Origin of the sequence: Thermomonas mangrovi, from assembly GCF_028201335.1 — a bacterium.
GTDB classification, from domain to species: Bacteria; Pseudomonadota; Gammaproteobacteria; order Xanthomonadales; family Xanthomonadaceae; genus Thermomonas; species Thermomonas mangrovi.
In genome coordinates this window covers 184,262-209,020 of the sequence record NZ_JAPEVV010000001.1, presented here as the reverse complement: position 1 = coordinate 209,020, position 24,759 = coordinate 184,262, and the positions used below count along the sequence as shown (strand labels likewise).

Below are 24,759 nucleotides of genomic sequence, written 5' to 3'. Positions count from 1 at the left end.
TCACGCTGAATCGTTCATCCTGTCCGCCTTGCGAACCCGTGGCGCGGCATCCATCCCCTTGCCACGCGCGTACATGCATCCGCCGATGACCGACCTGATCGTCCTGCGCCCGGAAGGCCTGTATTGCCCCGCCGGCGACTTCCATATCGACCCATGGCGTCCGGTGCCGCGGGCGGTCATCACCCACGGCCACGGCGACCATGCGCGCAGCGGTATGGGCGACTACCACGCGGCCGCGCCCGGGCTGCCGATCCTGCAATGGCGGCTGGGGGCGCAGGCCTACCACCCGCACGCCTACGGCGACGCCTTCGCGCTCGGCGATGCGCGGGTGTCGCTGCATCCCGCGGGCCACGTGCTGGGCAGCGCGCAGGTGCGGATCGAGGTCGATGGCGTGGTCTGGGTGGCGTCCGGCGACTACAAGCGCCAGCACGACCCGACCTGCGCGCCGTTCGAGGTCGTGCCCTGCGACGTGTTCATCACCGAGGCCACCTTCGGCCTGCCGATCTACCGCTGGCCGGACACCGCGGAGGTGGCGCGCGACATCGTGGCCTGGCGCGAGGAATGCGCCGCGCGCGGCGAAACCGCGATCCTGTACTGCTACGCGCTGGGCAAGGCGCAGCGCCTGCTCGCCGAGCTCGCCGCGCATACCGACCGCCCGGCCTTCCTGCACGGCGCGATCGACACCGGCACCGCGATCTACCGCGATGCCGGCATCCCCATGCTCGGGACGCGTCGCGTGGCCGACGAGGCGCGTGGCGGCGATTTCGCCGGCGAACTGGTGCTGGCCCCGCCCTCCGCCGCCGGCAGCCCGTGGATCCGCCGCTTCCGCAAGGCGCAGCAGGGCTTCGCCTCGGGCTGGATGCGAATCCGCGGCAACCGCCGCCGACGCAACTACGACCGTGGCTTCGTGGTCTCCGACCATGCCGATTGGCCGGCGCTGCTGCGCACCGTCCGCGAGACCGGCGCGCGCCGCGTCATCGCCACCCACGGCGCCACCGACGCGTTGGTCCGCGCCCTGAACGACGCCGGCATCGCCACGGGCGTGTTCCGCACCGACTACGGCGGCGACGACTGATGCGCCGCTTCGCCGACCTGTTCACCCGCCTGGATCGCAGCACCGGCACCGGCGACAAGCGCGCCGCGCTGGTCGCGTATTTCCGCGACGCGCCGCCCGCGGACGCTGCGTGGGCGCTCTGGCTGCTGTCCGGCGGCAAGATCGGCGGAAGCCGCGCGCGGATCGCGTCCAGCGGCGAACTGCGTGCCTGGATCGCGGAGGAGAGCGCGACCCCGTCGTGGCTGGTCGACGACAGCTACGACGCGGTGGGCGACCTCGCCGAGACCCTCGCCCTGCTGCTGGACGATCCCGCCACGCCGGCGCCCGACCTGCCCCTGCATGCCTGGATCGAGCAGCGCCTGCTGCCGGTCGCGAATGCCGACGCGGCATCGCGCCGCGAGGTGGTCGTCGCGGCATGGCGCAGCCTGCCGTTCGCCGAGCGCTTCCTGTTCAACAAGCTGTTGACCGGCGCATTGCGGGTCGGTGTGTCGCGCGGGCTGGTGCAGCAGGCGCTGGCCGAAGCCTCGTGTGTCGACATCGCGCTGATCGCGCAACGCATGCTGGGCGAGTGGAGCCCGAGCGCGGCGTTCCTGCAGCGGCTCACCTCGCGCGAGGCGCAGCCGGGCGATGCGGCGTCGCCCTACCCGTTCTTCCTCGCGTCGCCGCTCGAAGGCGAACCGGACGGGCTGGGCCCGATCGCGGACTGGCTGCTCGAATGGAAGTGGGACGGCATCCGCCTGCAGCTGATCCGCCGTGCCGGCGACATCGCGATGTGGTCGCGCGGCGAGGAACGCCTCGACGGCCGATTCCCCGAGATCGAAGCCGCGCTCGCCACGCTGCCGCGGGATGCCGTGCTCGATGGCGAGCTGCTGGGCTGGCGCGATGGCGATGCCCCGCTGCCGTTCACCGCGCTGCAGACCCGCATCCAGCGCCGCAAGCCCGGCGCGAAGACCCTCGCCGACACGCCGGTGCGCGTGCTCGCCTACGACCTCCTCGAGCTCGATGGCGACGACCTGCGCGCGCATCCGCTGGAGGCGCGCCGCGCCCTGCTGGAAGACCTGCTCGATCGCCATGGCGATCCGCGCATCGCGGTGTCGCCGCGGGTGGAGGCCGCCACCTGGGCGGATGCCGCCGGGTTGCGCGCGGGCAGCCGCGCACGCGGCGTCGAAGGACTGATGCTCAAGCGCCGGGCCGCGCCGTACCAACACGGGCGCAAGCGCGGCGACTGGTGGAAGTGGAAGATCGATCCGCTGACCATCGACGCGGTGCTGCTGTATGCGCAGGCCGGCCACGGGCGGCGCAGCACGCTCTATACCGACTACACCTTCGGCCTGTGGGATGGCGACGCGCTGGTGCCGGTCGCCAAGGCCTATTCCGGGCTGGACGACCGCGAGATCCTCAAGCTCGACGCCTGGATCCGGGCGCACACCACCGAGCGTTTCGGGCCGGTACGGGCGGTCACCCACCAGCAGGTGTTCGAGCTCGGTTTCGAAGCCGTCAACCGTTCGTCCCGCCACAAGTCGGGCGTCGCGGTGCGCTTCCCGCGCATCCTGCGCTGGCGCCACGACAAGCCCATGCAGGAGGCGGACCGCCTCGACGCCTTGAAGGCGCTGGCGCGATGACCGGCACGCCGCGCGCCCGCATCGATGCGCCCCTCGCCGAGTGGTTCGCACGCCAGGGCTGGACGCCCGCCCCGTTCCAGCGCAAGGCCTGGTCGCATTACCTCGCCGGCCGCGACGGCCTGCTGGTCACGCCGACCGGCAGCGGCAAGACCCTGGCCGCGTTCGGCGGTCCCTTGCTGCAGGCCCTGCGCGAACCCCCGCAGCCCAAGGCGAAGCGCGGCCAGCCGGCGGCACCGCGCACCCGTGTCCTGTGGATCACGCCCCTGCGTGCGCTGGCCAGCGACACCGCGCGCGCCCTGCGCGAACCGCTGGCCGCACTGGGGCTGCCGTGGACGGTGGCGATGCGCACCGGCGATGCCTCGGCGCGCGACAAACGCCTGGCGCGCAACGGGCAAGCCGAGGTGCTGGTCACCACGCCGGAGTCGCTGGCCCTGCTCCTGTCCTATCCCGAGACCGCGCCGCAACTCCACGGCCTGCGCGCGATCGTCGTCGACGAGTGGCATGAATTGCTCGACAGCAAGCGCGGGGTGCTGCTGCAACTGTGCCTGGCCCGCCTGCGCGCGTTGTCGCCGCGGGTGCGCACCTGGGGCCTGTCGGCGACGCTGGGCAACCTCGCCGAGGCGCGCGACGTGCTGCTGCCGCATGCACCCGATGCGCCGATCCTGGATGCCGCCCGGCCACGTTCGCTGACCCTCGACACCCTGTTGCCCGACGCCGGCGAACGCTTTCCCTGGGCCGGCCACCTGGGCCTGTCCCAGTTGCAGCGGGTGGTCGCCCGGCTTGCCGGCGTGCGCAGCACCCTGCTGTTCGCCAACACGCGCTCGCAGGCGGAGCTGTGGCACAAGGCCCTGCAGTCGGTTTGGCTGGACGATCCCGCCACGCTGGCGCTGCACCACGGTTCGATCGATCCCGCGCTGCGCCAGGCCGCCGAGCAGGGCCTGCGCGACGGCAGCGTGCGTTGCGTGGTGGCGACCTCCAGCCTCGACCTGGGCGTGGATTTCCCGGCTGTCGACCAGGTCATCCAGCTGGGCAGCCCGAAGGGCCTGTCGCGCCTGCTGCAGCGCGCCGGGCGCGCGCGCCACCGCCCGGGCGAAGCCGGCCACGTCCTCTGCGTCCCCACCCATGCCCTGGAACTGGTCGAGTACGCCGCCGCGCGCAAGGCCTTGCAGGCGGGCCGCGTGGAGGCGAGGACGCCGCCGCGCCTGTCGCTGGACGTGCTCGCCCAGCATTGCGTCACCCTCGCGCTGGGCGGCGGCTTCGATCGCGATGCGCTGTTCGCCGAGGTCCGCGGCACGCATGCCTTCGCCGGCCTGGACCCGGCCGACTGGCAGGCGGTGCTCGACTTCATCGTGCAGGGCGGCGCCGCGCTGGCGCATTACCCCGACTACCACCGCGTGGTGATCGGCGATGACGGCCTGTACCGCGTGATCGACCCCAAGGTCGCGTTCCGCCACCGGTTGTCGATCGGCACCATCGCCAGCGATGGCCATGTCTCGGTGCAATTCGCCAAGGGCGGGCGGCTCGGCGCGGTGGAGGAAAGCTTCATCGGCAGGCTGCGGCCGCGCGACCGCTTCCAGTTCGCCGGCAAGACCCTGGAGCTGGTCCAGCTGAAGGACATGACCGCCTACGTGCGCCTCGCCAAGCGGCCGGACGGCATCGTCCCGCGTTGGCAGGGCAGCCGGATGCCCCTGTCGAGCATGCTGGGCGCGGCGGTCGAGGCCGCGCTGTCCGGACCGCGCGACACCCCCGAGTTGCGTGCGGTGGCCCCGCTGCTGGACACCCAGTCCCGGATGTCCGCCCTGCCCGCGCCGGGCACGCTGCTGGTCGAGCAACTCGCCACCCGCGAAGGCTGGCACCTGTTCCTCTACCCGTTCGCGGGCCGCGCCGTGCATGAAGGGCTGGCCGCCCTGCTCGCCCTGCGCTGGGGACGCCTGCAGCCGAACACCTTCGGCTTCGCGGTGAACGATTACGGCCTCGCGCTCACCGCGCAGGCCCCACATGCGCTGGACGCGCTCCAGCTCCGCCGGTTGCTGGACGAAGCCGACCTGCTCGACGACCTGCAGGCGGCGTTGAACATGGCCGAACTGGCGCGCAGGCAATTCCGCGACATCGCCCGCGTCGCCGGCCTGCTGCCGCCCTCGCTGCCCGGTCGCGCGCCACGCTCGATGCGCCAGCTGCAGGCCTCCAGCGGCCTGCTGTTCGACGTGCTGGCCCGATTCGATCCGGGCCACCTGCTGCTGGCCCAGGCCCGGCGCGAAGTGCTGGACGCGCAACTGGACGTCCAGGCGCTGCGCACGACCCTGCGCGACCTCGGCGACCGTCGCTTGGCGATGCAGGCGCCGGCCGCGCTGACGCCGCTCGCCTTCCCGCTGTGGGCGGAAGCGATGCGCGGCAGCCTGAGCACGGAGGACTGGAGCACGCGCATGCGCCGCGCCGCGGACGCGCTGGAGCGCCGGCATGGATGACGGACTCGCGCTCGCGCTGGCCGGCGAACCGATGCGGCTGCTGGCGGATCGCGCGCTGTACTGGCCCGCGCGTCGGCGCTTGCTGGTCGCCGACCTGCACCTGGGCAAGGCCGACACCTTCCGCGCCGCGGGGATCGCGTTGCCCAGCGGCGGCACCGCGCTCGACCTTGGGCGGCTGGCGACACTGGCCCGATCCACCGGTGCGACCTCGGCGTGGATCCTCGGCGACGTCCTCCACGGACGATCCGACCTGCGCGCCTGGCGTCGCGCCTGGCATGGCTTCCGCGAGGCCACCCCGGCGCTGCAGATCGCGGTGGTCGGCGGCAACCACGACCGCGCGCTGGCCGGCGCCGGCCTCGACCTGGCGTTGCTGGGCGATGCCGTCGAGGAGGGGCCCTTCCTGCTGCGCCATGCGCCGGCCCGCGATCCGCACCGGCATGTGCTGTGCGGACACCTCCACCCCGTCCTGAAGCTGCCCGGGCTCGCGCGTGCACCGGCGTTCTGGCTGCGGCGCGACTGCACCGTGCTGCCCGCGTTCTCCGCGTTCACCGGCGGGACGCCGATCCGGCTCGCCGCCGGCGAGGCGGCGGTGGCCTGCAATGGCGAGGCGCTGGTCGAGGTCAGGCGAGCGACGTCGCCGGGTTGAGGTCCGCCGGCACCGGCGCCCAGCCCTGCGGCAGCCGCCTGGGATCGCGCAACAGCCGCTGCCGCGCCTCGTCAGCCTCCTGCTGCGCCAGCGGCACCAGCAGTTCCACCTGCTGGCCCAGCCTGCGCGCCACTGCCACGCCATCGCGCAGCAGCAGGCGCGCGCCGGACTGCCGCGGCAGCTTCTCGCCGGGCAGCAGGGTCCCGACCAGGTTCAGCGGATCGCTGGCGGCAACCACGATCCATTCGCCATCCACTGGGCGCTTGCGGATGGCACGCAGGGCCGCGACCGCTTCCGGCAATGCGTACTGCTCGCCGGCGAGGCCCGCCACGAAGCGGCCGCCGCGCAGTTCGCCCGAGGCCTCCATGCGCCGGTACACGCGCACGAGGTCGCGCCAGGGCGGCAACCAGTCGGCTTCGCGCTCGAGCAGGCGCCAGCACACCAGGCCATGGCGCCGCAGCAGGACGCGCGCCACGTGCTCGAGCGCCGCATCGTCGGTGCCGTCCTGCATGCCTGCGGGCGACGCCGGCCGCGCCAGCGCCCAGCGCCCGGCATCGCGGATGCCCGAGAACTGGCCGCGGCGCAGGCGCCGGCTCCCGGCGGGCGGGCGCTTGGCCTGCGGCAGCAGCAGCGCGCGCAACCCGCCGAAGCTGTCGCTGGTGACCTGGCCGCGCGCGACCAGTTCGGCCAGCGCGTCCTCCAGTTCCGGCTGCAACAGGCGGCAGCGCGCTTCCAGCTCATCGAAGAATTGCGCGCCATGCGCTTGGATGGCATCGCGCACCTTCAGCGCGCGCGAGGACAGCGGCGCGTCGTCGCGCCCGCCGCCGGCGAGCCGCGTCCAGCGCGCCAGTTCGCGCCGCGGCAGCAGCACCAGCGGGGTCGCGCGCACCGGCCCGCGCCCGCCCTTGCGGGTGTCCGCCGCGGGCGCGCGCAGGCGCGTCCAGGCGATGCGCCCGGCGCTGCATTGCGCATCCAGCCAGTCGATCGCGTAATCGGCGAGGCGCGTCGGCAGGAGTTCGGCTTCCCAGCTCGCCGCCGGCGCTTCCCAGCCTTCCAGCTGCGCCAGCACGCTGGCCAGCGCATCCGGACCGCGGAGGCGCGAACGCGCGCTCGCATGCTGCCAGTCGCACAGGAAGCGCATCGCATCCGCCGGCGAGACCGGTTCGATCTCGCGGCGCAGCCGGCCCAGGGTATTGCGATGGATGCGCGCGAGCAGGTGGCGTTCGCACCACTGCTCGCCAGCCAGCGCCGGATCGAACGACCCGCGCATCGCGGTGCCCTCGACTTCCAGCGCGGCGGCGGCCAACGCGACATCCCCCTCGCCCACGCCGAGCAAGGCCGCCAGCGTGGCCGCTCGCAGCGGGCCGCTTGCGCCCAGGCGGCCGCGCACCAGTTCGCGCAGCGCCTCCTCGCGCGACCACGCAACCGCGAACGCCGCCGGCACCCGCACCTCGGGATGGCGGGCCGCGCCGGCATGCACCGCCTCGACCTGATGCAGCCGCTCGGTCGCCACCCACAGGCCTTCGCCCACCTGCACGCGGGTCGCGCGACCGGCGGCGGCCAGCGCCTGTAGCCACGCCAGCCAGCCATCGCGCGCGGCTTCCGCCTGCGTCGCCACGCCGAGCTGCATCAGCGCCTCGTGCATCTCGTCCGGGTTGCGCGGCACCGGCCACGCGTCCTCACGCACGCCGGCGATCGCCTCGGCATCCAGCGCGCCGAGGTCGCGCGCCGCGGCACCGCCGAGGCCGCGGCCCTGCACCGCCTGGGTGCGACGCTCCTCCAGCGGCGCGTCGTCGAGGAAGGCGTAGGGCGCGGCGTTCAGCGCCTCCGCGGCGAACACGCTCGGCGCGGTGAGGTCGCGGGCGACGATGTCGATCGCGCCGGACTCGATGCCGCGCAGCACCGCCAGCCAGCCCTCGGCATCCATCGCCTCCTGCAGGCAGTCGTCGAGGGTCTGCCGCACCAGCGGGTGGTCCGGGACTTCGCGGTCGCCGACGATGTTCTCCAGGCAGGCCACCTGGTCCGGGAACACCGTGGCCAGCAGGTCCTCCGACTTCATCCGCTGCAATTGCGGCGCCACCTTCCTGCCCGACGAGAAGCGCGGCAACGCCAGCGCCGTCACGGCATTCCAGCGGAACCGGGTCGGGAACAGCGGCGCATCCAGCAACGCCTGCACCAGGATGTCGCGGGCGGTGTTCGAATGCAGGAAGCCGGCGACGTCGACCAGCGGGAAGCTGTGGCTGGTGGACAGCGACAGCACGATGGCGTTTTCGGTGGCCGCCGCCTGCAGCTCGAAGTTGAAGCTGCGGCAGAAACGCTTGCGCAAGGCCAGGCCCCAGGCCTTGTTGATGCGGCTGCCGAACGGCGCGTGGATCACCAGGTGGGTGGAGCCGGCCTCGTCGAAGAAGCGCTCCATCGCCAGTTGCCGCTGCGTCGGCAGCAGCCCGAACCCGGCCACCTGCTCCGCGCAGTACGCGAGCAACTGCCCGGACGCGGCGTCGCCCAGGCCCACGTCGTCACGCAGCCAGGCTCCGGCAATCTCCACGCCCTGCGCCAGCCGCTGCTGCAGTTCCTCGCGCAGGCGCGAGACCGCATACGACAGCGCGTCGCTGCGCCCGGGCGCTTCGCCCAGCCAGAACGGGATCGACGGCGGCGCGCCCTGCGCATCCTCGACCCGCAACCTGCCGGGCTCGATCTTGCGGATGCGGTAGCTGGCATTGCCGAGCTGGAAGATGTCGCCCGCCAGGCTCTCGATCGCGAAATCTTCGTTGACGGTGCCGATCGACACCGCCTGCGGCTCCAGCAACACGGTGTAGTCGCCGACGTCGGGGATCGTGCCGCCGCATTGGGTCGCCACCTGGCGCGCGCCCTTGCGCCCGCGCAGCTGGCGGTTCACCGCATCCCGGTGCACCCACGCGCCGCGCGTCCCGAAGCGGCTCGCGTAGCCCTCGGCCAGCATGCCCAGCACCGCATCGAAGTCGGTGCGCGGCAGGGCGCGGTAGGGCCAGGCCCGGCGCACCAGCGCGAACAGCTCGTCCTCGTCGCAGTCGCGGTTGGCGACCTCGGCGACGAGGCTCTGCGCCAGCACGTCCAGCGGCGCCTCCGGCATCCGCAGCTGGTCGAGCTCGCCGCGGCGGATCGCATCCAGCATCGCGGCGCATTCGAGCAGGTCGTCGCGGGTGGACGGGAACAGGCGTCCCTTCGGCACCCCGCCGACGTGGTGGCCGGCGCGACCCACCCGCTGCAGGAAGGCGGCGATGCTGCGCGGGCTGCCGAGCTGGCAGACCAGGTCGACGTCGCCGATGTCGATGCCCAGTTCCAGCGATGCGGTCGCCACCAGGACGGTCAGCTCGCCGCGCTTGAGGCGTTGCTCCGCGTCCAGCCGCAGCTCGCGCGACAGCGAACCGTGGTGCGCGGCCACGTGTTCCTTGCCCAGCCGTTCCGACAGGTGGCGTGCGGCGCGCTCGGCCATCCGTCGCGTGTTGACGAACACCAGGGTGGTGCGATGGGTCGCCGCCAGCGCCTGCAGGCGGTCGTAGACCTGCTCCCACTGCTCGTTGCTGGCGACCGCCGCCAGCGGCGTCGGCGGCAGCTCCAGCGCGAGGTCGCGGCGCTTGCCATGGCCGATGTCGACGATCGCGCAATCCGGCGTGCCGGCGGCATCCACGCGCCCGCTGCCGACCAGGTAGCGCGCGGCGGCGACGATCGGTTCCTGCGTCGCGGACAGGCCGATGCGGTTGATGCGGTGCGCGCACAAGGCCTGCAGGCGCTCCAGCGACAGCATCAGGTGGCTGCCGCGCTTGTTCGGCACCAGCGCGTGGATTTCGTCCACGATCACCGTGCGCACGCCCGCCAGCATCGCCCGTCCGGAGGCCGACCCGAGCAGCACGTACAGCGATTCCGGGGTGGTCGCGAGCAGGTGCGGCGGCCGTCGCCGCTGCAACGCGCGCTCGTTCTGCGGGGTGTCGCCGGTGCGCACCGCGGTGCGGATCTCGACGTCCGGCAGCTGCAGCGCGGCCAGCTCCTCGCGGATGCCCTGCAAGGGCAGCTCGAGGTTGACGTGGATGTCGTTCGACAGCGCCTTCAACGGCGACACGTACAGCACCAGGGTGGCGTCCGGCAGCCCGCTCGCCAGTCCTTCGCGCACCAGCGCATCGATGCCGGCGAGGAAGGCGGTGAGCGTCTTGCCCGAACCGGTGGGCGCGGCGACCAGCACGTCGCGGCCGCCGACGATCGCCGGCCATGCGGCTTGCTGGGCCTCGGTGGGGGCCGGGAAGCGGCGCGCGAACCAACCGGCGACCGCCGGATGGAACGCCTCGAGCGCGGGATGCACGGCCATGGCCGGATTATCGGCCGCGCTGGCCGGGCCGGCCTGAACGGGCGTCAGGAAGTCGATGCGCAGTTGGGCATTCACGCCCGCAGGCTGCGCGCCCGCCGTCTCTGATCCTGAGACGCGGGCGGCCTCAGCCGCCGCGGAACAGCCGGCGGTACTCCGGGGCAAGCACCGGCAACAGCACCGCCGCGGGGACGTCCGCCGTGCGCGTGCCATCGGAATACGGCCCGACCTGGTACGGCGGGAACACGAAGCGCAGCGCGCGGATGCGGCCGTCGGCATCCACCACCGGCTCGAAGCGGGCGAAGTTCGCGGCCTTGGGCGCGGTGCCGTCGGCGATCATCCTGCTGCCGTTCTCCAGCATCGCGGCGCGGTCCGGGCCTTCCACCGCATCGGCGTCGAGGCGCTGGGCGAGCCCGGTCATCAACTGCTCGCGGGCGGCATCGGCGACCACCTGCCAGCCGTCCGGCGCCACCACCAGCTTCTCGGCGGTGAGCCGCTCGTTGCGGTCCGGCAGCCAGGTGAAGCGCTCGACCAGCGGATTGCCGTGCGCACCGCCGGTGTAGCTGCTGCCGTCGGCGGCGACCACCACGATGCCGGGCGTGTCGACCAGGCCGGTGAACTGCAGGCTGAGGTCGTAGGGCGCCGTGGGTTTCTGCCCGCCCAGGCCCTGCACCGCCTGCATCAACTCGCCGCGGGCGGCATCGGCGTAGGCCTGCAGCGCGCGCGCCAGCTCGGGGTACTTCGCCGCCGACTTCGGATAGCTGATGCCGACGATGTAGTTCGGCGTGGTTTCGACCACGTCCGCCAGTACGACCGGGGCCGCGGCGGGCGGGGTCGACGTGGCGGCATCCTGCGCGGGCGGCGCGCGGCCACGGTCGCAGGCGGACGCCAGCACGGCGAGGAGGACGGCGGCGGCGAGTCTGGCGCGGGGCATGGCGGGAGCGGTTCGAAGCGTGGGGGAACGGTGCACAGGATAGCCAAGGCGCGGGTGAAGGGCTTGCGTCCGCGCAAACAAAAAGCCCGGCCGGAGCCGGGCTTTCCTTGGCGCGAGGCGCCAGGCGAATTACATCGCCTGCACTTCGTCGGCCTGCAGGCCCTTCTGGCCCTGCACGACCTTGAAGGAGACCTTCTGGCCTTCCTGCAGGGACTTGAAGCCGGTGCCCTGGATCGAGCGGAAGTGGACGAAGACGTCCGGGCCGCTTTCCGGGGTGATGAAGCCGAAGCCCTTGGCGTCGTTGAACCACTTGACGGTACCAGTCTGACGATCCGACATGTTTGCTACTCCTGGTGAACAGTTGGGATGGACACACGCCCCGCTTGGGGCGCGACTGTCGAGCAAGGGGTAACGCACACGATGTAGCGGATCGCGATGGATCTACCGCATCGGGTCACGATGTACCGTGATCCCGCTTGAAACAGTGGGCGCACCATACCCTGTTTTCGTGCACATGTGTGAATGGCGGGCAAGAAATTTTCCACCCGCCCGCGCCCCGGGCCGGGTGGTTCACCAGTCGGCCTGTTCCGGCAGCAGGCCGCGCAGCTCGGCGTCGGTCAGGTTGCGCCACTGCCCCGGCTTCAGGCGGCCCAGCTTCACGTTGCCGATCCGCACCCGCAGCAGCTGCTTCACCCGGTAGCCGAAGTGCGCCGCCATCAGGCGGATCTGCCGGTTCAGGCCCTGGGTCAGCACGATCCGGAAGCCCTGGCTGCCCAGCTTGCCGGTCTTGCACGGCAGGGTCGTCTGCCCGTGCACCGGCACGCCGCGGCTCATCCCGCGCAGGAACTCCGGGGTCACCGGGTGGTTCACCGCAACTAGGTATTCCTTCTCCAGCTTGTTCTCGGCGCGCAGGATGCGGTTGACGATGTCGCCGTTGCTGGTGAGCAGGATCAGGCCCTCGGAGTCCTTGTCGAGCCGGCCGATCGGGAAGATCCGTTGCTCGTGGCCGACGAAGTCGACGATGTTGCCCTTCACATCGGCTTCGGTGGTGGAGGTGATCCCGACCGGCTTGTTCAGCGCGATGTAGACATGCCGGCGCTTGCCCTTGGCCGCGGTGCGCGCGGCCAGTGAATTGCCGTCCAACCGCACCTCGTCGCCATCGGCCAGTTCGGCGCCGATGCGTGCGCGCACGCCGTTCACCGTCACCCGGCCTTCGGCGATCAGGCGGTCGGCCTCGCGGCGGGAGCAGGCGCCGGTGTCGGCGATGTAGCGGTTCAGGCGCATGGGGGGCGCATTCTACGCCCCGCGGGCTTCAGGCGCGCAGGGCGTCGAATTCGGGGTGCCGGCGCATCCACGCATCGGCATAGGAACACTGCGGATCCACCCGCAAGCCCTCGTTGCGGGCATGCAGCATCGCCGCCCGCACTAGGTCGCCGGCGATGCCGCGGCCTGCGATCGGCGGCGGCACGATGGTATGGGTGATCGCGATCGCGCTGTCCCCGCGCACGTAGTCCAGCACCGCCATGTGCCCGTCCACCGTCACGCTGAAGCGCTGGTGCGCCGCGTCGTGCCTGACCTCTTCCATGCGCTGCCTCCGGTGGGATGGAGCGGCTATCCCAGCAGGCTCTGCGTGAAATGGGCGAGAACCTTGGGTTCCAGCAGCACCGTAAACAGGACGCCATAGGCGGCGCCCCACAGGTGCGCGCTGTGGTTCACGTTGTCGCGGCCGCGGCGGTCCATCCACACGCTGTAGCCCACGTACAGGAGCGCGAACAGGAACGCGGGGATCGGCACCGGGATCGGGAAGATGATCAACTTCGACCAGGGGTCGAACAGGATGAAGGCGAACAGCACCGCCGCCACCCCGCCGGAGGCGCCCAGACTGCGGTAATGCGGGTCGTGGCGATGCGTCATGTAGGTCGGCAGGATCGAGACCACGATCGCCGACAGGTAGAACAGCACGTAGCCCAGCGGCCCCAGCCATTGCGTGAACACCTGCTCCACCGCGGTGCCGAAGGACCACAGCGCCAGCATGTTGAACAGCAGGTGCATCCAGTCGGCGTGGACGAAGCCGTAGGTGAGCAGGCGGTCGTACTGCCTGCCCCGCTCCACCGCCGGCGGCCACAGGATCAGGCGCTCCAGCAGGCGGCGGTCGCCGAACGCGCGCCACGACACCAGCACGGTGATGGCGACGATGGCCAGGGTGATGGAGATGCGCATGGCTCAGGCCGCCCGGTAATTGTCTTGCATCGGATAGGTGCGTGCATACGCGGCGAACGCCAATGCGGCAACGAACGCGAACACGGCGAAGAAGAACATCAGGAAGGCGTTCTCGCTGTAGCCGGTGGCGGCGATGCGCGCGGTGACCGCCTCGTTGCGCACCGCGACATTGGTGAGCAGCACCCACAGGCTGCCGAACGTGCTGGTGAGGTACCAGAACGCCATGATCACGCCCTTCATCGAGGCGGTGGCCTGGCTGTAGGCGAATTCCAGCGCGGTCGCCGACACCAGAACTTCGCCGAAGGTGAGCAGCAGGTAGGGCCAGGTCTGCAGCGCCAGGGACGCCTGCGCGCCGCCGTCGATCTCCAACTGGATCAAGCCAGCGAGTACCCACGCGATGCCGGCGAAGGCGATGCCCCAGCCCATGCGGCGCAGCGGGGTGGGGTCGTAGCCCATCCGCCGCAAGGCCGGGTACAGCAGCAGGTTGTTGAACGGGATCAGCAGCATGATCAGCAGCGGGTTCAAGGCCTGCATCTGCCCTGCCTCCTTGACCAGCCAGCTCGGCCACCACCAGCTGTCGTGCGGCACCGCCATGGCCTTGCCCTGGATCACCCAGGTGCTCGCCTTCTGGTCGAACAGCGACCAGAACGGGGTAGTCAGCGCGAACACGATCAGGATCCGCAGCACCGCGCGAACGCCATCCACCGCCGCATCCGGGTGGGCACCGCGCGCGCGCTCCAGCTGCATGGACACGCCGATGCCGCCGAACGCGATCAGCGCGCCCAATGCGAGGCAGGCGGTGATCACGAAGTGGAAGCCCTCCGGCCAGAACGCGGGCCCGGTCGCCCAGCAGGCCAGCATGAAGACCGCGAGCGCGGCGCCGGAAGCGGCCACCAGCAAGCCCGGCCTGCCCTGCCCGGCGACCCGCGAGGTCAATGCGGTACGTGCCACGTTGAAGAACGAATGCGGGTCTTCGCCGCGGGTCGGCGGCACGCGGACGTACTGCTTGCGACCCAGCCAGAAGATCAGCGTCGCGATGAACATCAGGATGCCGGGGATCCCGAATGCCACCGCCGGGCCGAAGTTGCGAAGGAACAACGGCATCAGCAGCGAGGCGAAGAAGCTGCCGAAGTTGATCGTCCAGTAGAACGCGTCGAACACGATCTTCGCGAGGTGCTTGTTCGCGGTGGTGAACTGGTCCCCGCAGAAGCTGACCACCAGCGGCTTGATCCCGCCGCTGCCCAGCGCGATCAGGAACAGGCCGGTGTAGAAGCCGGTGCGGTGGCCCTCGAACAGCGCCAGGCAAGCGTGGCCGGCGCAGTAGATGAGCGAGAACCAGAGGACGGTGTTGTACTTGCCGAAGTAGCGGTCCGACAGCCAGCCGCCGAGCAGCGGGAAGAAGTACACGCCGATCACGAAGCTGTGGAACACGTCCTTGGCGACCGACTGCCGCTCCGCTTCCGGCACGTAGGCCAGGATCACGCTGCTGACCAGGAACTGCACCAGGATGTTGCGCATCCCGTAGAAGCTGAAGCGCTCGCAGGCCTCGTTGCCGATGATGTAGGGGATCTGGCGCGGCAGGCGCGCGCTGGGGTCGGCCGCGATCGGCTGGTTCATGCGTGGGTCTCGGGTCGGGTTGCGGGCAGCCTACCGGATGCGGCGGTCAGGCCCACTCGGTCAGGCCCTCGCGCGCATACAGCGTCGTGAAGGACGGCCGCACCTTCAGCCGTGCCGCGAGCGCGGCCAGCTGCGGCCATTCGGTGGCGGGGCGCGGCATGTTGCGCGACCAGCGCATCAGCATCACCAAGTAGAAATCGGCGACCGTGGGCGCGTCGCCGAGCAGGAAGGGGCCGCCGGCGGCGAGGTGCGCGTCGATCCGCTGCCACTGCGCATCGATGCGCGGCGCGCAATGCGCGCGCACCGCGTCGGCCTGCGTTTCGCCCGCCGGTTCGCCGGGGTACCACCACTGGCGGAACAGCGGCTGCACCATGTTCGCGAGGTTGAACATCCACTGCAGGTAATCGGCGCGCCGCGGATCGCCGGCGGCCGGGGACAGGCCGGCATCCGGATGCCGTTCCGCCAACAGCATCGCCAGCGCCGCCGCCTCGTATTGGGGCTTGCCGTCCAGGACCAGGGTCGGGACCACGCCATTCGGGTTCAGCGCGAGGTATTCCGGGGTCTTCTGTGCCTTCGCCGCGGTATCCACCAGCCGCAGTTCGTGCGGCAGGTCGAGCTCGATGAGCAACCAGTGCACGAGGAAGCTGGCGGCGCCGGGGGCGTAGTACAGGGTGGTGGTCATCGAAGGATCCACGATGGGCAAGGCGCGAGTTTCGCATGCACGCCCGGCTGCGTCGGCATGACCTCGGGCACGCGGCCGCCCCGGGACGCTGGGCTACCATCGCCTGCCCTGCCATCGGGAACCCGACCATGCGCCCTGCCCTGCTCGCCGTCGCGCTGCTTGCCTGCGGCCTGCCCGCCATCGCGGCCTCGCCGACGTTGCTGACCGTCGCCGAACGCAGCGGCTACCGCGAGACCGGTCGCTACGACGAAGTGGTCGCGCTCTGCGAGGCGTTCCAGCGCGCGTACCCGGCGTCGGTACGCTGCTTCGACTTCGGCACCACGCCCGAAGGCCGGCCGATGAAGGCGATGGCGGTCTCCACCAGCGGGGCGCTGGAGCCGAGGACGGCGCAGGCGCGCGGCCTGCCGGTCGTCCTCGTGCAGGGCGGCATCCACGCCGGCGAAATCGACGGCAAGGACGCGGGCTTCAAGCTGGTCCGCGACCTGTTGCAGGGCAAGGCCGGCGCCGGCCTGCTCGACCGCCAGGTGCTCCTGTTCGTGCCGGTGTTCAACGTCGATGGCCACGAGAACTTCCGCGCCTGGAACCGGCCGAACCAGCGTGGGCCGGCGGAAATGGGCTTCCGCGTCACCGCGCAACGCTACAACCTCAACCGCGACTACGTGAAGGCCGACAGCCCCGAGATGCAGGCGATGCTGGGACTGGTGAACGCCTGGGACCCGCTGGCGATGCTCGACCTGCACGTCACCGACGGCGCCAAGTTCCAGCACGACATCTCGATCACCGGCGAACCCACCAATTCCGGCGATGAAGGCCTGCGCGAAGCCGGCCACGCGCTGAAGGACGGCATCATCGCCAGACTCGTGGCGCAGGGCTCGAAGCCGGTCGGGTTCTACCCGAGCTTCGTCGAGGACGACAACCCGGCGTCGGGCTTCGTGCACGGGGTCAGCACGCCACGCTTCTCCAACGGCTATTTCCCGCTGCGCAACCGCATCGGCATCCTGGTCGAGACCCACTCCTGGCGCACCTACCCGGAGCGCGTGCGCGCCACCTACGACACCGTGCTGGACGCATTGGAACTCGTCGCGGAGAACGGCCCACGCTGGCAGCAGCTCGCGCGCGATGCCGACGCACGCGCGGCGACGCTCGGCGGCACGTCGCTGCCGCTCGACTACAAGGCCACCGACAAGGTCCGCACCATCGACTTCCTCGGCTATGCCTACACGCGCACGCCTTCGGAGGTGTCGGGGGCGTTGATGACGCGCTACGACGAGTCGAAGCCGGAGGTGTGGAAGCTCCCGCTGCGGGACGAGCTCGTGCCGGGCACCACGATCACCCTGCCGCGCGGCGGCTACCTCGTCCCGCAGGCGCATGCGGTGGCGGTGGCCAGGCACCTGCTTGCCCACGGCCTCCAGTTCCGCGTGCTGACCTCGCCGTTGCGCGACGACCAGGCGCAGGCCTTCGTCGCGGATCGCGTGCAGTTCTCGCCGGGCTCGGTCGAAGGCCACCAGCGCACGAGCCTCACCGGCGCATGGACGCCGCAGCCCGCGCGGATCGCCGCGGGCGGCCTGTACGTGCCGATCGCGCAACCCAAGGCGCGGCTGCTGGCGAACATCCTGGAGCCGCAGGCGCCGGATTCGATGGCCGCATGGGGCGACTTCAACAATGCGTTCGAGCAGAAGGAATACATGGAAGGCTACGTCGCGGAGGAAGAAGCGCGGAAGATGCTCGCCGGCGACCCCGCGTTGAAGGCCGAGTTCGAGCGCAGGCTGAAAGGCGACCCGGCATTCGCCGGCAGTCCCGGCGCCCGCCTCGACTTCTTCTACCGGCAGCATCCGGCCTGGGACCCCGGCACGAATCGTTATCCGGTCATGCGCACGGACCGCGTCTACTGAACGATCAGCAGTTTTCGTACTTCCAGTTGCGGCGCTTGCCCTCGGCCATCCACGCGACCGCCTCCGACACCCGCCGGGCCCGCGTCTCCGGGCGCTTGGCCCCGGTGATCCACTCGATGTACTCGCGCCGGCACCCCGGCGGGAAGGCGTCGAATGCCGCCTTCGCGGCCGGCGACTGCGCGAGTGCGGCCGCCAATTCGGGTGTCGTCTCTGGCGGCGGCTTCGGGGCCGACTTGCGCGCCGGCGACTTCACCCCGGCCTCGTTCAACGCCACCGCCTTGCGCAGGTGCGCCAGCAGGGTGCGTTTCGGCGGCAGGTCGTCCAGCGACACCAGCTTGCCGTAGCTGCCCATGCCGTCGCGCGGCTCGCCCTCGCCGACCACCAACGCATGTTTCCAGAAACCGAACGACGCATGCTGCCTGAATGCCGCCATTCCGCACAGGATGGCGCCTGCGTGGACGAAGGTCGGCATGCCCCATTTGATCGTCTCCTCCACCGCTGGGCAGGCCTCATGTACCAGGACGCGCACGTGTTGGAGGATCGGCTGCGCGAAGGGGGCTGCGCGTTCGATGTAGGCGTCGATGCGGGGGTCGCGGGCCATGCACTTGCACCGTGGCGGTGACGGGGCCATTCTGCCTGCGGATGCCGACCACGGACAGGGGACGCGCATGGCCCAGGCCGAACGCAGGACAGGCGCGCACAAGTCGGGGCGCGCGTTGCGCGCGGAACTCAGCGAAGCACAACTGGACACCCTGGCCGAACTCGAACGCTATGGCTGGGAGCTCAAGTTCATCCGCCATCCGCTGTTCCAGGATCCGGTCGCGGTCCTGATGGATCCGGATCGCAAGGACTGCGCGGTGCTCGCCCGGGACGGCGTGCTGCAGGCCCAGCATCGGCTTCGCCTGCGGGGTCATTGACGTTGCGCGGAGCCTCCTCCCGTCGCGCTGCACCGTGGCTGTGGTTGGCCGCGTTGCTGATCGTTGCGTGGCTGCTGTGGCCCCGGTCGCCGGGCGTCGAGGCGCCGGCCATTCGGACCGCGCCTGCCGCGGGTGCCGCCGATCCCGGCCCGGCCCCCAGCCCGCCCGTCGCCGACGCCTCGCCCGCGCCATCGGCGGACACCGGGACGATGGCCGGGCTGCCCGCCGAGGCACGCCGCACGGTGCGCCTGATCCACTCCGGCGGCCCCTTCCCGCATGCGCAGGATGGCAGCGTGTTCGGCAACCGCGAAGGCCACCTGCCCCGCCAACCGCGGGGCTGGTACCGCGAGTACACCGTGGAAACCCCGGGGCTGAGGCATCGCGGTGCGCGCCGGATCGTCACCGGCGGCGATCCGCCGCAGGCCTGGTACTACACCGACGACCACTACGAGACCTTCCGCCGCTTCGACCCCGGTGCCCCCCGTCCATGAGCGCCTCCGGCTTCGACCTCGGCCTTTCCGATCCCGCCCGCAGCGGGGTGTTCTTCGTCGGCAGCGGCGACATCGCCACCCTCGACGCCGCCAGCCGGGATGCCGGCCTGCTCGCGCGGCGCATCGACCTGGCGGGCTGCACCGGCAAGCCGATGCTGATGCTGCGCATGGCGACCGCCCTCGACTTCCCGGCCGGCAGCGGCCGCAACTGGGATGCCCTGGCTGATCGCCTGCGCGACCTGTCGTGGTTGCCCGCCGCGGGTTACGCGCTGTTGTTCGAGGGGGCGGCCGATGTCCGGGATGCGGACGAAACCAGCTTCGAGACCCTGCTCGACCTGCTCGACGAAGCCAGTTCGGGCTGGCGCGCGCGCGGCATCGCGTTCTGGGCCTTCCTCGCGCTCCCCGACGAGGACTTCGTCGACGCGGATTGACGCACCACGCATACGATAAACCCCGCCTTGGCGGGGTTCGTCGTTGCTGCGATTGGTGCCCAAGAGGGGACTCGAACCCCTACGACCTAAGTCGCTACCACCTCAAGGTAGTGCGTCTACCAATTCCGCCACCTGGGCTGAAACGTTCCGGGCTGCGCCGGCCGCCTATTGTAGGCGGGATCACTGCGCCTGCGCAGGGGCCGGCTGCTGCGGCGCGGCCGGTGCGGGTGCCGGCACCGCGGCCGGAGCCGTGGCCGCCGGCTGGGCCGGGGCGGTCGGGATGGCGGCAGCGGGCGCGGCGGGCGCCGGGGCCAGCGGCTGTCCCATCACGCCGAGGTCGGGCTTGGCGTCCACGGTGCCCTGGCGCGCGGTCTTGCTGGCATAGACCGCCATGCCCAGGCTGATCGCGAAGAACGCGATGGCCAGCCACTTGGTGCTCTTGCTGAGGAAGTTCGACGCCCCGCGGGAGCCGAACACGGTGGCGGACGCGCCGCCGCCGAAGCCGGAGCCGGCCTGCGCGCCAGCGCCGCGCTGCATCAGGATGAGGGCGATCATCGCGATCGCGATGAGCACGTACAGCACGGTGATCAGTTGCAACAGCATCGTTCGTCTTCTCTCACGCGCGCGCCGTGGCGCGCAGTCAGGCCGCCGCGGCTGCCGCGATGGCCAGGAAATCGGTCGCGACCAGCGAAGCCCCGCCGATCAGCCCGCCGTCGACGTCGGCCTGGGCAAACAGGCTGGCCGCGTTGTCCGGCTTCACGCTGCCGCCGTACAGCAGGGGCAGCGAATCCGCGATTGTAGCATCGCGGCGCGCCACTTCGCCACGCAGGAACGCGTGCACGGCCTGCGCCTGTTCCGGGCTGGCGGTGCGCCCGGTGCCGATCGCCCACACCGGTTCGTAAGCCAGCACCGCGTCGGCCATCGCGCCCGCGCCCCCCGCTTCGAACACGGCGTCGAGCTGCTCGCGCAGGCGGTCCTCGGTGGCGCCGGACTCGCGTTCGTCCAGGGTCTCGCCCACGCACAGGATCGGCACCAGCCCGGCGGCCTTCGCGGCGACGAACTTGCGCGCGACCACGGCGCTGGACTCTGCGTGGTACTGGCGGCGCTCGGAATGCCCGACCAGGGTGTAGCGCGCGCCGACGTCGGCCAGCATCCCCGCCGCGACCTCGCCGGTGTACGCGCCCTTCGCGTGCTCGCTGACATCCTGCGCACCGAAGGCCAGGCCATGCCTGGCGTACTGCCAGGCCAGTTCGCCGAGGTACGGGAACGGCGGCAGGATGATGCACTGCACCCCGGCCGGCGCCGGGGCGGCGACCACCGCGTCGAGCAGCGTGCGCGCGAACGCGCGGTCGCCCTGCAGTTTCCAGTTCCCGGCGACGATCCTGCGGCGCATGCGCGGCTCCTGCGAAGAAAGGCGCAAGTCTAGCAACCGCCCCGGGCCGACGGCGCTATAGTCCGCGCGATGAACCGACCGCCCGCGCCCCGCGTCCTGCCCTATCGCAAGCCCACCGAGGGTCGCGATTACTGGGTCATCGACGACATCCTGCCCGACGCGGAGGCGATCCGTGCCCGCTGCCTGGCCAAGCCCGACTGGAGCCTGGGCTTCCCGCATACCACCGAGACCTGGCCGGGCCGTCGCGCGATCCCGGCGCTCGAACCTGGCGAGCTCGCCGAAGTCGAGGCCCGCGTCATGCACGCGACCGGAAGCCGCAAGCTGTGGGTCGAAGCCGCGCCTGATGGCAAGACGCTGAACCACAACTGCGTGCAGGCGGTCGGCGCGCGCGAGGCCGCCGCACGCCCGCACACCGACTCGCGCGCCCTGTGCCGGTATGCCGGCGTGCTGTACCTGAATCCATCGGCGCCGGCCGACAGCGGCACCAGCTTCTACCGCCAGCGCCTGCCGGGCGGCCAGCTCGGCGGCAATACGGTCGGCAAGCCGCACGACAACTTGGTGCAGGCGCTCGGCACCCGCTTCGTGCCACCCGATGCCTTCGTCGAGGACGTCCGCATCCCCAATCGCTTCAACCGGCTGCTGGTCTACAGCGCGGCCATGATCCACAGCGCCACCGCCTACTGCGGCGAACTGCTCGCCGACCAGCGGATGGCCGCGGTGTTCTTCTGGATGGCGTGAGCCACAGCGCGCCATCACGGCGCGCGACGGTCCAACCCGAAAAAGCAAGGCCGCCCTGCGGCGGCCTTGGCGCTCACTTCAGCTTGATCTCGCGCAGGCGCTCGTCGAGGTACCCCTGCGCCGTGATCGGCTCGGGGTAGCGGCTCGGGTTGTCGGCGCTCACGCAGTTCGGCAGCACGTCGATCAGGAAATCCGGGTTCGGGTGCAGGAAGAACGGCGTCGAATAACGCGGCTGGCGCGCCTTTTCGCCGGGCGGGTTGACCACGCGATGGGTGGTCGACGGCAGCACGTGGTTGGTCAGGCGCTGCAGCATGTCGCCGATGTTGACCACGATGGTGTCGGCGTCGGCCGTGTACGGCACCCACTCGCCCTTGCGCGACAGCACCTGCAGGCCTTCGGCGCTGGCGCCCACCAGCAGGGTGATCAGGTTGATGTCCTCGTGCGCGCCGGCGCGCACGTTGGGCACGTCGTCGGTGGTGATCGGCGGGTAATGGATGGGCCGCAGGATCGAGTTGCCGTTGTTGGTCTTGTCGGCGAAGTAGTCCTCCGGCAGGTCCAGGCCCAGCGCGAGCGCGGACAGCATCCGCGAGCCGAGCCCGTCCAGCGCGTCGTACAGCGCCAGCGCGCGCGCGCGGAACTCCGGGACCTCCGACGGCCACACGTTCGCCGGCATCGCCTCGGCGTACTTCTCGTCGCGCACCTCGCGGCCGACGTGCCAGAACTCCTTGAGGTCGAAGTACTTGGAATCCTTGGCGGTCTCCACGCCGAACGGGGTGTAGCCGCGCGCGCCCCCGCCGCCTGGCACGTGGTATTGCTTCTTCACGTCCTCCGGCAGCGCGAAGAACGCGGTGAACGCGTCGTACGCGCCATCGATGACGTCCTGCGGGATGCCGTGGCCGCGGATGCCGGCGAAGCCCCACTCGCGGTAGGCGGCGCCCAGTTCGGCCACGAACGCGGCGCGGTCGGTCTCGAAGCGGCGGATGTCGAGGGTCGGGATGTAGGGCTCGCTCATGGCTGGGGTTCGCTCGAAGGAGGCGGCAGTCTGCAACCGCCGCGATGGATCGGGATTGATCCGGATCAGGCCGCGGCGCGCACGGCGTCGGACAGGGCCTGCAGGGTGGCATCGACCAGGGCGGGGTCGTCGGCTTCCACGGTCACCCGCACCACCGGCTCGGTGCCGGAGGGACGCAGGAACGCGCGCCCGCGCCCGGCCACCGCCGCCTCGGCGGCCTGCAGCGCGGCGCGGACGCTGTCGGCCTCGGCCGGCCTGCGCCCCGCCTCGTAGCGCACGTTCACCGTCTTCTGCGGCACCTTGCCCAGGTCGGCCAACGCCACCTCCAGGCGGATGCCGCGGCGCCCCAGCACCTCCAGCACCTGCAACGCGCTGACGATGCCGTCGCCGGTGCTGGCACGGTCCAGGCACAGGATGTGGCCGCTCGCCTCGCCGCCGAGCACGCCCTCGTGCGCGAGCAGTTGCTGGTGCACGTGGCGGTCGCCGACCTTGGCGCGCACGAAGCCGATGCCGCGCTGGCCCAGCGCGCGCTCGAACCCGTAGTTGGTCATCAGCGTGCCCACCACCGGGCCGCGCAGGCGGCCGCTGTCCTGCCAGTCGCAGGCCAGCACGTACAGCAGGTCGTCGCCGTCGCGGACGCGGCCCAGCCCGTCCACGAACAGCACGCGGTCGCCGTCGCCATCGAAAGCGATGCCGAGGTCGGCGCCGGACGCCAGCACGCGTTCAGCCAACGCCTCGGGATGGGTGGAGCCCACGCCATCGTTGATGTTGAGGCCGTTGGGGTCGACCCCGATCGCCTCCACGCGCGCACCGAGCTCGCGCAGGACCAGCGGCCCCAGCTGGTAGGTCGCGCCATTGGCGCAATCGACCACGATGCGCATGCCGTCGAGGTTGAAGCCGCGCGGCACCGAGTTCTTGCAAGCCTCGACGTAGCGGCCGATGGTGTCGCGGGTGCGCACCGCCTTGCCCAGCCGCTCGGAGGCCACGGTGCGGAATGGCGCGTCCAGCGCGGCCTCGATCGCCAGTTCGGTGGCATCGTCGAGCTTCTCGCCCTGTGCCGAGAAGAACTTGATGCCGTTGTCGTGGTGCGGGTTGTGCGAGGCCGAGATCACGATGCCGCCATCGGCGCGCATCGAATGCGTCAGGTGGGCGACGGCCGGGGTCGGCATCGGGCCCATCAGCTGCACGTCCACGCCGGCGGCCACCAGTCCCGCTTCCAGCGCGGCCTCGAACATGTAGTTCGAGATCCGGGTGTCCTTGCCGATCAGCACCATCGGCTTGCGCCACTCGCGCTCCTTGCGCGCGGCGGCGACCAGCACGTGCCCGTAGGCATTGCCGAGGCGCAGCACGAAATCGGCCGAGATCGGCCCCTCGCCCACCCGCCCGCGGATCCCGTCGGTGCCGAAGTAGCGGCGTGCGCTCACGCGGCCTCCGCGTCGTCCGCCGGGGCCGGCCGCTTCATCAGCAGGGCCAGCAGGTGCGCGAGGCGGTCGCGCATCTCGCGGCGGTCGACGATCTGGTCGATGGCGCCGTGCTCGAGCAGGAATTCGCTGCGCTGGAAGCCTTCCGGCAGCTTCTCGCGCACGGTCTGTTCGATCACCCGCGGCCCGGCGAAGCCGATCAGCGCGCCCGGCTCGGCGATGTTGAGGTCGCCGAGCATCGCGAAACTGGCGGAGACGCCACCGGTGGTCGGATGGGTCAGCACCGAGACATAGGGCAGTCCCGCCGCGCGCAGGCGGCCCAGCGCAGCCGAGGTCTTGGCCATCTGCATCAGCGAGAACAGGCTCTCGTGCATGCGCGCGCCGCCGCTGGCGGAGAAGCAGACGTACGGGCAGCGCAGTTCCAAGGCGCGCTCGGCGGCCAGCGCGAAGCGCTCGCCGACCACGGAGCCCATCGAGCCGCCCATGAACGCGAAGTCGAAGGCCGAGGCGACCAGGTCATGGCCCTTCAGCTTGCCTTCCATCGCCACCAGCGCATCGCGCTCGCCGGTCGACTTCTGCGCGGCCTTGATGCGGTCGGCGTACTTCTTCTGGTCCTTGAACCGAAGCACGTCGACCGGCCCCAGTTCGGCGCCGATCTCGTGGCCCATGCCCTCGTCGAGCAGGCTGGCCAGGCGCACGCGGGCGCGGATCGCCATGTGGAAGCCGCACTTCGGGCAGACCTCCAGGTGTTCCTCGAGCTCCGGGCGATACAGCACCGCGCCGCAGCGGTCGCACTTTTCCCACAAGCCTTCCGGCACGCTCCGCTTGCGCTCCGCGCCGGTCTCGGTGCGGATGGTGGCGGGCATCAGTTTCTTGAGCCAGGACATC

The 24,759-nt window shown here is 71.3% G+C and carries 23 protein-coding genes and 1 tRNA gene; 9 read left to right on the top strand and 15 right to left on the bottom strand.

What is annotated here, in order from left to right:
* The first annotated feature begins 73 nt into the window (after window positions 1–73).
* Genes ON759_RS01045 through pdeM form a run of 4 tightly spaced genes read left to right on the top strand, consistent with a single transcriptional unit; the run spans window position 74 to window position 5,787 of the window.
* Window positions 74–1,075: a ligase-associated DNA damage response exonuclease gene (locus tag ON759_RS01045; protein WP_271678500.1), complete on the top strand. Its 1,002-nt coding sequence runs from the start codon at window positions 74–76 to the stop codon at window positions 1,073–1,075.
* Window positions 1,075–2,676 carry an ATP-dependent DNA ligase gene (locus tag ON759_RS01040; RefSeq protein WP_271678499.1) on the top strand — a complete coding sequence of 534 codons (1,602 nt, stop codon included), beginning with the start codon at window positions 1,075–1,077 and terminating at the stop codon, window positions 2,674–2,676. Before ON759_RS01045 ends, ON759_RS01040 begins: the two co-directional genes overlap by 1 nt.
* A complete protein-coding gene (locus ON759_RS01035; RefSeq protein WP_271678498.1) occupies window positions 2,673–5,141 on the top strand; it encodes a ligase-associated DNA damage response DEXH box helicase in 2,469 nt (822 codons plus the stop codon). Before ON759_RS01040 ends, ON759_RS01035 begins: the two co-directional genes overlap by 4 nt.
* Entirely contained in the window at window positions 5,134–5,787 is a 654-nt protein-coding gene (gene pdeM / locus ON759_RS01030; protein WP_271678497.1) for a ligase-associated DNA damage response endonuclease PdeM, read from the top strand. The genes ON759_RS01035 and pdeM overlap by 8 nt, the downstream gene beginning before the upstream one ends.
* Here pdeM and ON759_RS01025 read toward each other — a convergent pair.
* The 8 genes from ON759_RS01025 to ON759_RS00990 all read right to left on the bottom strand — a co-directional run bounded on the left by ON759_RS01025 (window position 5,762) and on the right by ON759_RS00990 (window position 15,576).
* A complete protein-coding gene (locus tag ON759_RS01025) occupies window positions 5,762–10,120 on the bottom strand; it encodes an Lhr family helicase (RefSeq protein WP_271679001.1) in 4,359 nt (1,452 codons plus the stop codon). The genes pdeM and ON759_RS01025 overlap by 26 nt on opposite strands.
* A 130-nt stretch (window positions 10,121–10,250) precedes the next feature.
* Window positions 10,251–11,057 carry a DUF3298 and DUF4163 domain-containing protein gene (locus tag ON759_RS01020; protein ID WP_271678496.1) on the bottom strand — a complete coding sequence of 269 codons (807 nt, stop codon included), beginning with the start codon at window positions 11,055–11,057 and terminating at the stop codon, window positions 10,251–10,253.
* A gap of 129 nt (window positions 11,058–11,186) precedes the next feature.
* Window positions 11,187–11,396: a cold-shock protein gene (locus ON759_RS01015; RefSeq protein WP_139717747.1), complete on the bottom strand. Its 210-nt coding sequence runs from the start codon at window positions 11,394–11,396 to the stop codon at window positions 11,187–11,189.
* Window positions 11,397–11,627: 231 nt separating this feature from the next.
* Entirely contained in the window at window positions 11,628–12,341 is a 714-nt protein-coding gene (locus ON759_RS01010) for a pseudouridine synthase (protein ID WP_271678495.1), read from the bottom strand.
* Window positions 12,342–12,369: 28 nt separating this feature from the next.
* A complete protein-coding gene (locus ON759_RS01005) occupies window positions 12,370–12,642 on the bottom strand; it encodes a GNAT family N-acetyltransferase (protein ID WP_271678494.1) in 273 nt (90 codons plus the stop codon).
* A 26-nt stretch (window positions 12,643–12,668) separates the two neighbouring features.
* Window positions 12,669–13,277 (bottom strand): rhomboid family intramembrane serine protease, encoded by a 609-nt coding sequence (locus tag ON759_RS01000; RefSeq protein WP_271678493.1) that lies wholly within the window; start codon window positions 13,275–13,277, stop codon window positions 12,669–12,671.
* Window positions 13,278–13,280: 3 nt separating this feature from the next.
* The gene (locus ON759_RS00995; RefSeq protein ID WP_271678492.1) at window positions 13,281–14,894 is read right to left on the bottom strand and encodes a POT-type proton-dependent oligopeptide transporter; all 1,614 of its coding nucleotides are present in this window, start codon (window positions 14,892–14,894) and stop codon (window positions 13,281–13,283) included.
* Window positions 14,895–14,940: 46 nt separating this feature from the next.
* Window positions 14,941–15,576, bottom strand: a complete 636-nt coding sequence (locus ON759_RS00990) for a glutathione S-transferase family protein (protein WP_271678491.1) — start codon at window positions 15,574–15,576, stop codon at window positions 14,941–14,943.
* A gap of 128 nt (window positions 15,577–15,704) precedes the next feature.
* Here ON759_RS00990 and ON759_RS00985 point away from each other — a divergent pair, with 128 nt between their 5' ends.
* Window positions 15,705–17,468, top strand: a complete 1,764-nt coding sequence (locus ON759_RS00985; RefSeq protein WP_271678490.1) for a M14 family metallopeptidase — start codon at window positions 15,705–15,707, stop codon at window positions 17,466–17,468.
* A 4-nt stretch (window positions 17,469–17,472) separates the two neighbouring features.
* On the opposite strand, the gene ON759_RS00980 is transcribed toward ON759_RS00985, so the two are convergent.
* The gene (locus ON759_RS00980) at window positions 17,473–18,069 is read right to left on the bottom strand and encodes a YdeI/OmpD-associated family protein (protein WP_271678489.1); all 597 of its coding nucleotides are present in this window, start codon (window positions 18,067–18,069) and stop codon (window positions 17,473–17,475) included.
* A 67-nt stretch (window positions 18,070–18,136) separates the two neighbouring features.
* Between ON759_RS00980 and ON759_RS00975 the strand changes: the two genes are divergently transcribed.
* Genes ON759_RS00975 through ON759_RS00965 form a run of 3 tightly spaced genes read left to right on the top strand, consistent with a single transcriptional unit; the run spans window position 18,137 to window position 19,307 of the window.
* Complete coding sequence (locus ON759_RS00975) at window positions 18,137–18,385, top strand: hypothetical protein (RefSeq protein ID WP_271678488.1); 249 nt, start codon at window positions 18,137–18,139, stop codon at window positions 18,383–18,385.
* Between the two features lie 2 nt (window positions 18,386–18,387).
* Window positions 18,388–18,876, top strand: a complete 489-nt coding sequence (locus ON759_RS00970; RefSeq protein WP_271678487.1) for a guanyl-specific ribonuclease — start codon at window positions 18,388–18,390, stop codon at window positions 18,874–18,876.
* A complete protein-coding gene (locus ON759_RS00965) occupies window positions 18,873–19,307 on the top strand; it encodes a barstar family protein (RefSeq protein ID WP_271678486.1) in 435 nt (144 codons plus the stop codon). The genes ON759_RS00970 and ON759_RS00965 overlap by 4 nt, the downstream gene beginning before the upstream one ends.
* Window positions 19,308–19,360: 53 nt before the next feature.
* Here the strand turns inward: ON759_RS00965 and ON759_RS00960 are convergent.
* The 3 genes from ON759_RS00960 to tpiA form a co-directional block, all read right to left on the bottom strand.
* Window positions 19,361–19,445, bottom strand: a tRNA-Leu gene (locus tag ON759_RS00960).
* 42 nt (window positions 19,446–19,487) lie between these two features.
* The gene (gene secG, locus ON759_RS00955; protein ID WP_271678485.1) at window positions 19,488–19,910 is read right to left on the bottom strand and encodes a preprotein translocase subunit SecG; all 423 of its coding nucleotides are present in this window, start codon (window positions 19,908–19,910) and stop codon (window positions 19,488–19,490) included.
* A gap of 37 nt (window positions 19,911–19,947) precedes the next feature.
* A complete protein-coding gene (gene tpiA, locus ON759_RS00950) occupies window positions 19,948–20,700 on the bottom strand; it encodes a triose-phosphate isomerase (RefSeq protein WP_271678484.1) in 753 nt (250 codons plus the stop codon).
* Between the two features lie 69 nt (window positions 20,701–20,769).
* Here tpiA and ON759_RS00945 point away from each other — a divergent pair, with 69 nt between their 5' ends.
* The gene (locus ON759_RS00945) at window positions 20,770–21,438 is read left to right on the top strand and encodes a DUF6445 family protein (RefSeq protein WP_271678483.1); all 669 of its coding nucleotides are present in this window, start codon (window positions 20,770–20,772) and stop codon (window positions 21,436–21,438) included.
* A 73-nt stretch (window positions 21,439–21,511) separates the two neighbouring features.
* On the opposite strand, the gene ON759_RS00940 is transcribed toward ON759_RS00945, so the two are convergent.
* The 3 genes from ON759_RS00940 to accD all read right to left on the bottom strand — a co-directional run bounded on the left by ON759_RS00940 (window position 21,512) and on the right by accD (window position 24,758).
* Window positions 21,512–22,450 carry an isopenicillin N synthase family dioxygenase gene (locus tag ON759_RS00940; protein WP_271678482.1) on the bottom strand — a complete coding sequence of 313 codons (939 nt, stop codon included), beginning with the start codon at window positions 22,448–22,450 and terminating at the stop codon, window positions 21,512–21,514.
* Window positions 22,451–22,515: 65 nt separating this feature from the next.
* A complete protein-coding gene (gene glmM / locus ON759_RS00935) occupies window positions 22,516–23,874 on the bottom strand; it encodes a phosphoglucosamine mutase (protein WP_271678481.1) in 1,359 nt (452 codons plus the stop codon).
* Complete coding sequence (gene accD, locus ON759_RS00930) at window positions 23,871–24,758, bottom strand: acetyl-CoA carboxylase, carboxyltransferase subunit beta (RefSeq protein WP_271678480.1); 888 nt, start codon at window positions 24,756–24,758, stop codon at window positions 23,871–23,873. Before accD ends, glmM begins: the two co-directional genes overlap by 4 nt.
* Window position 24,759: the final 1 nt, after the last annotated feature.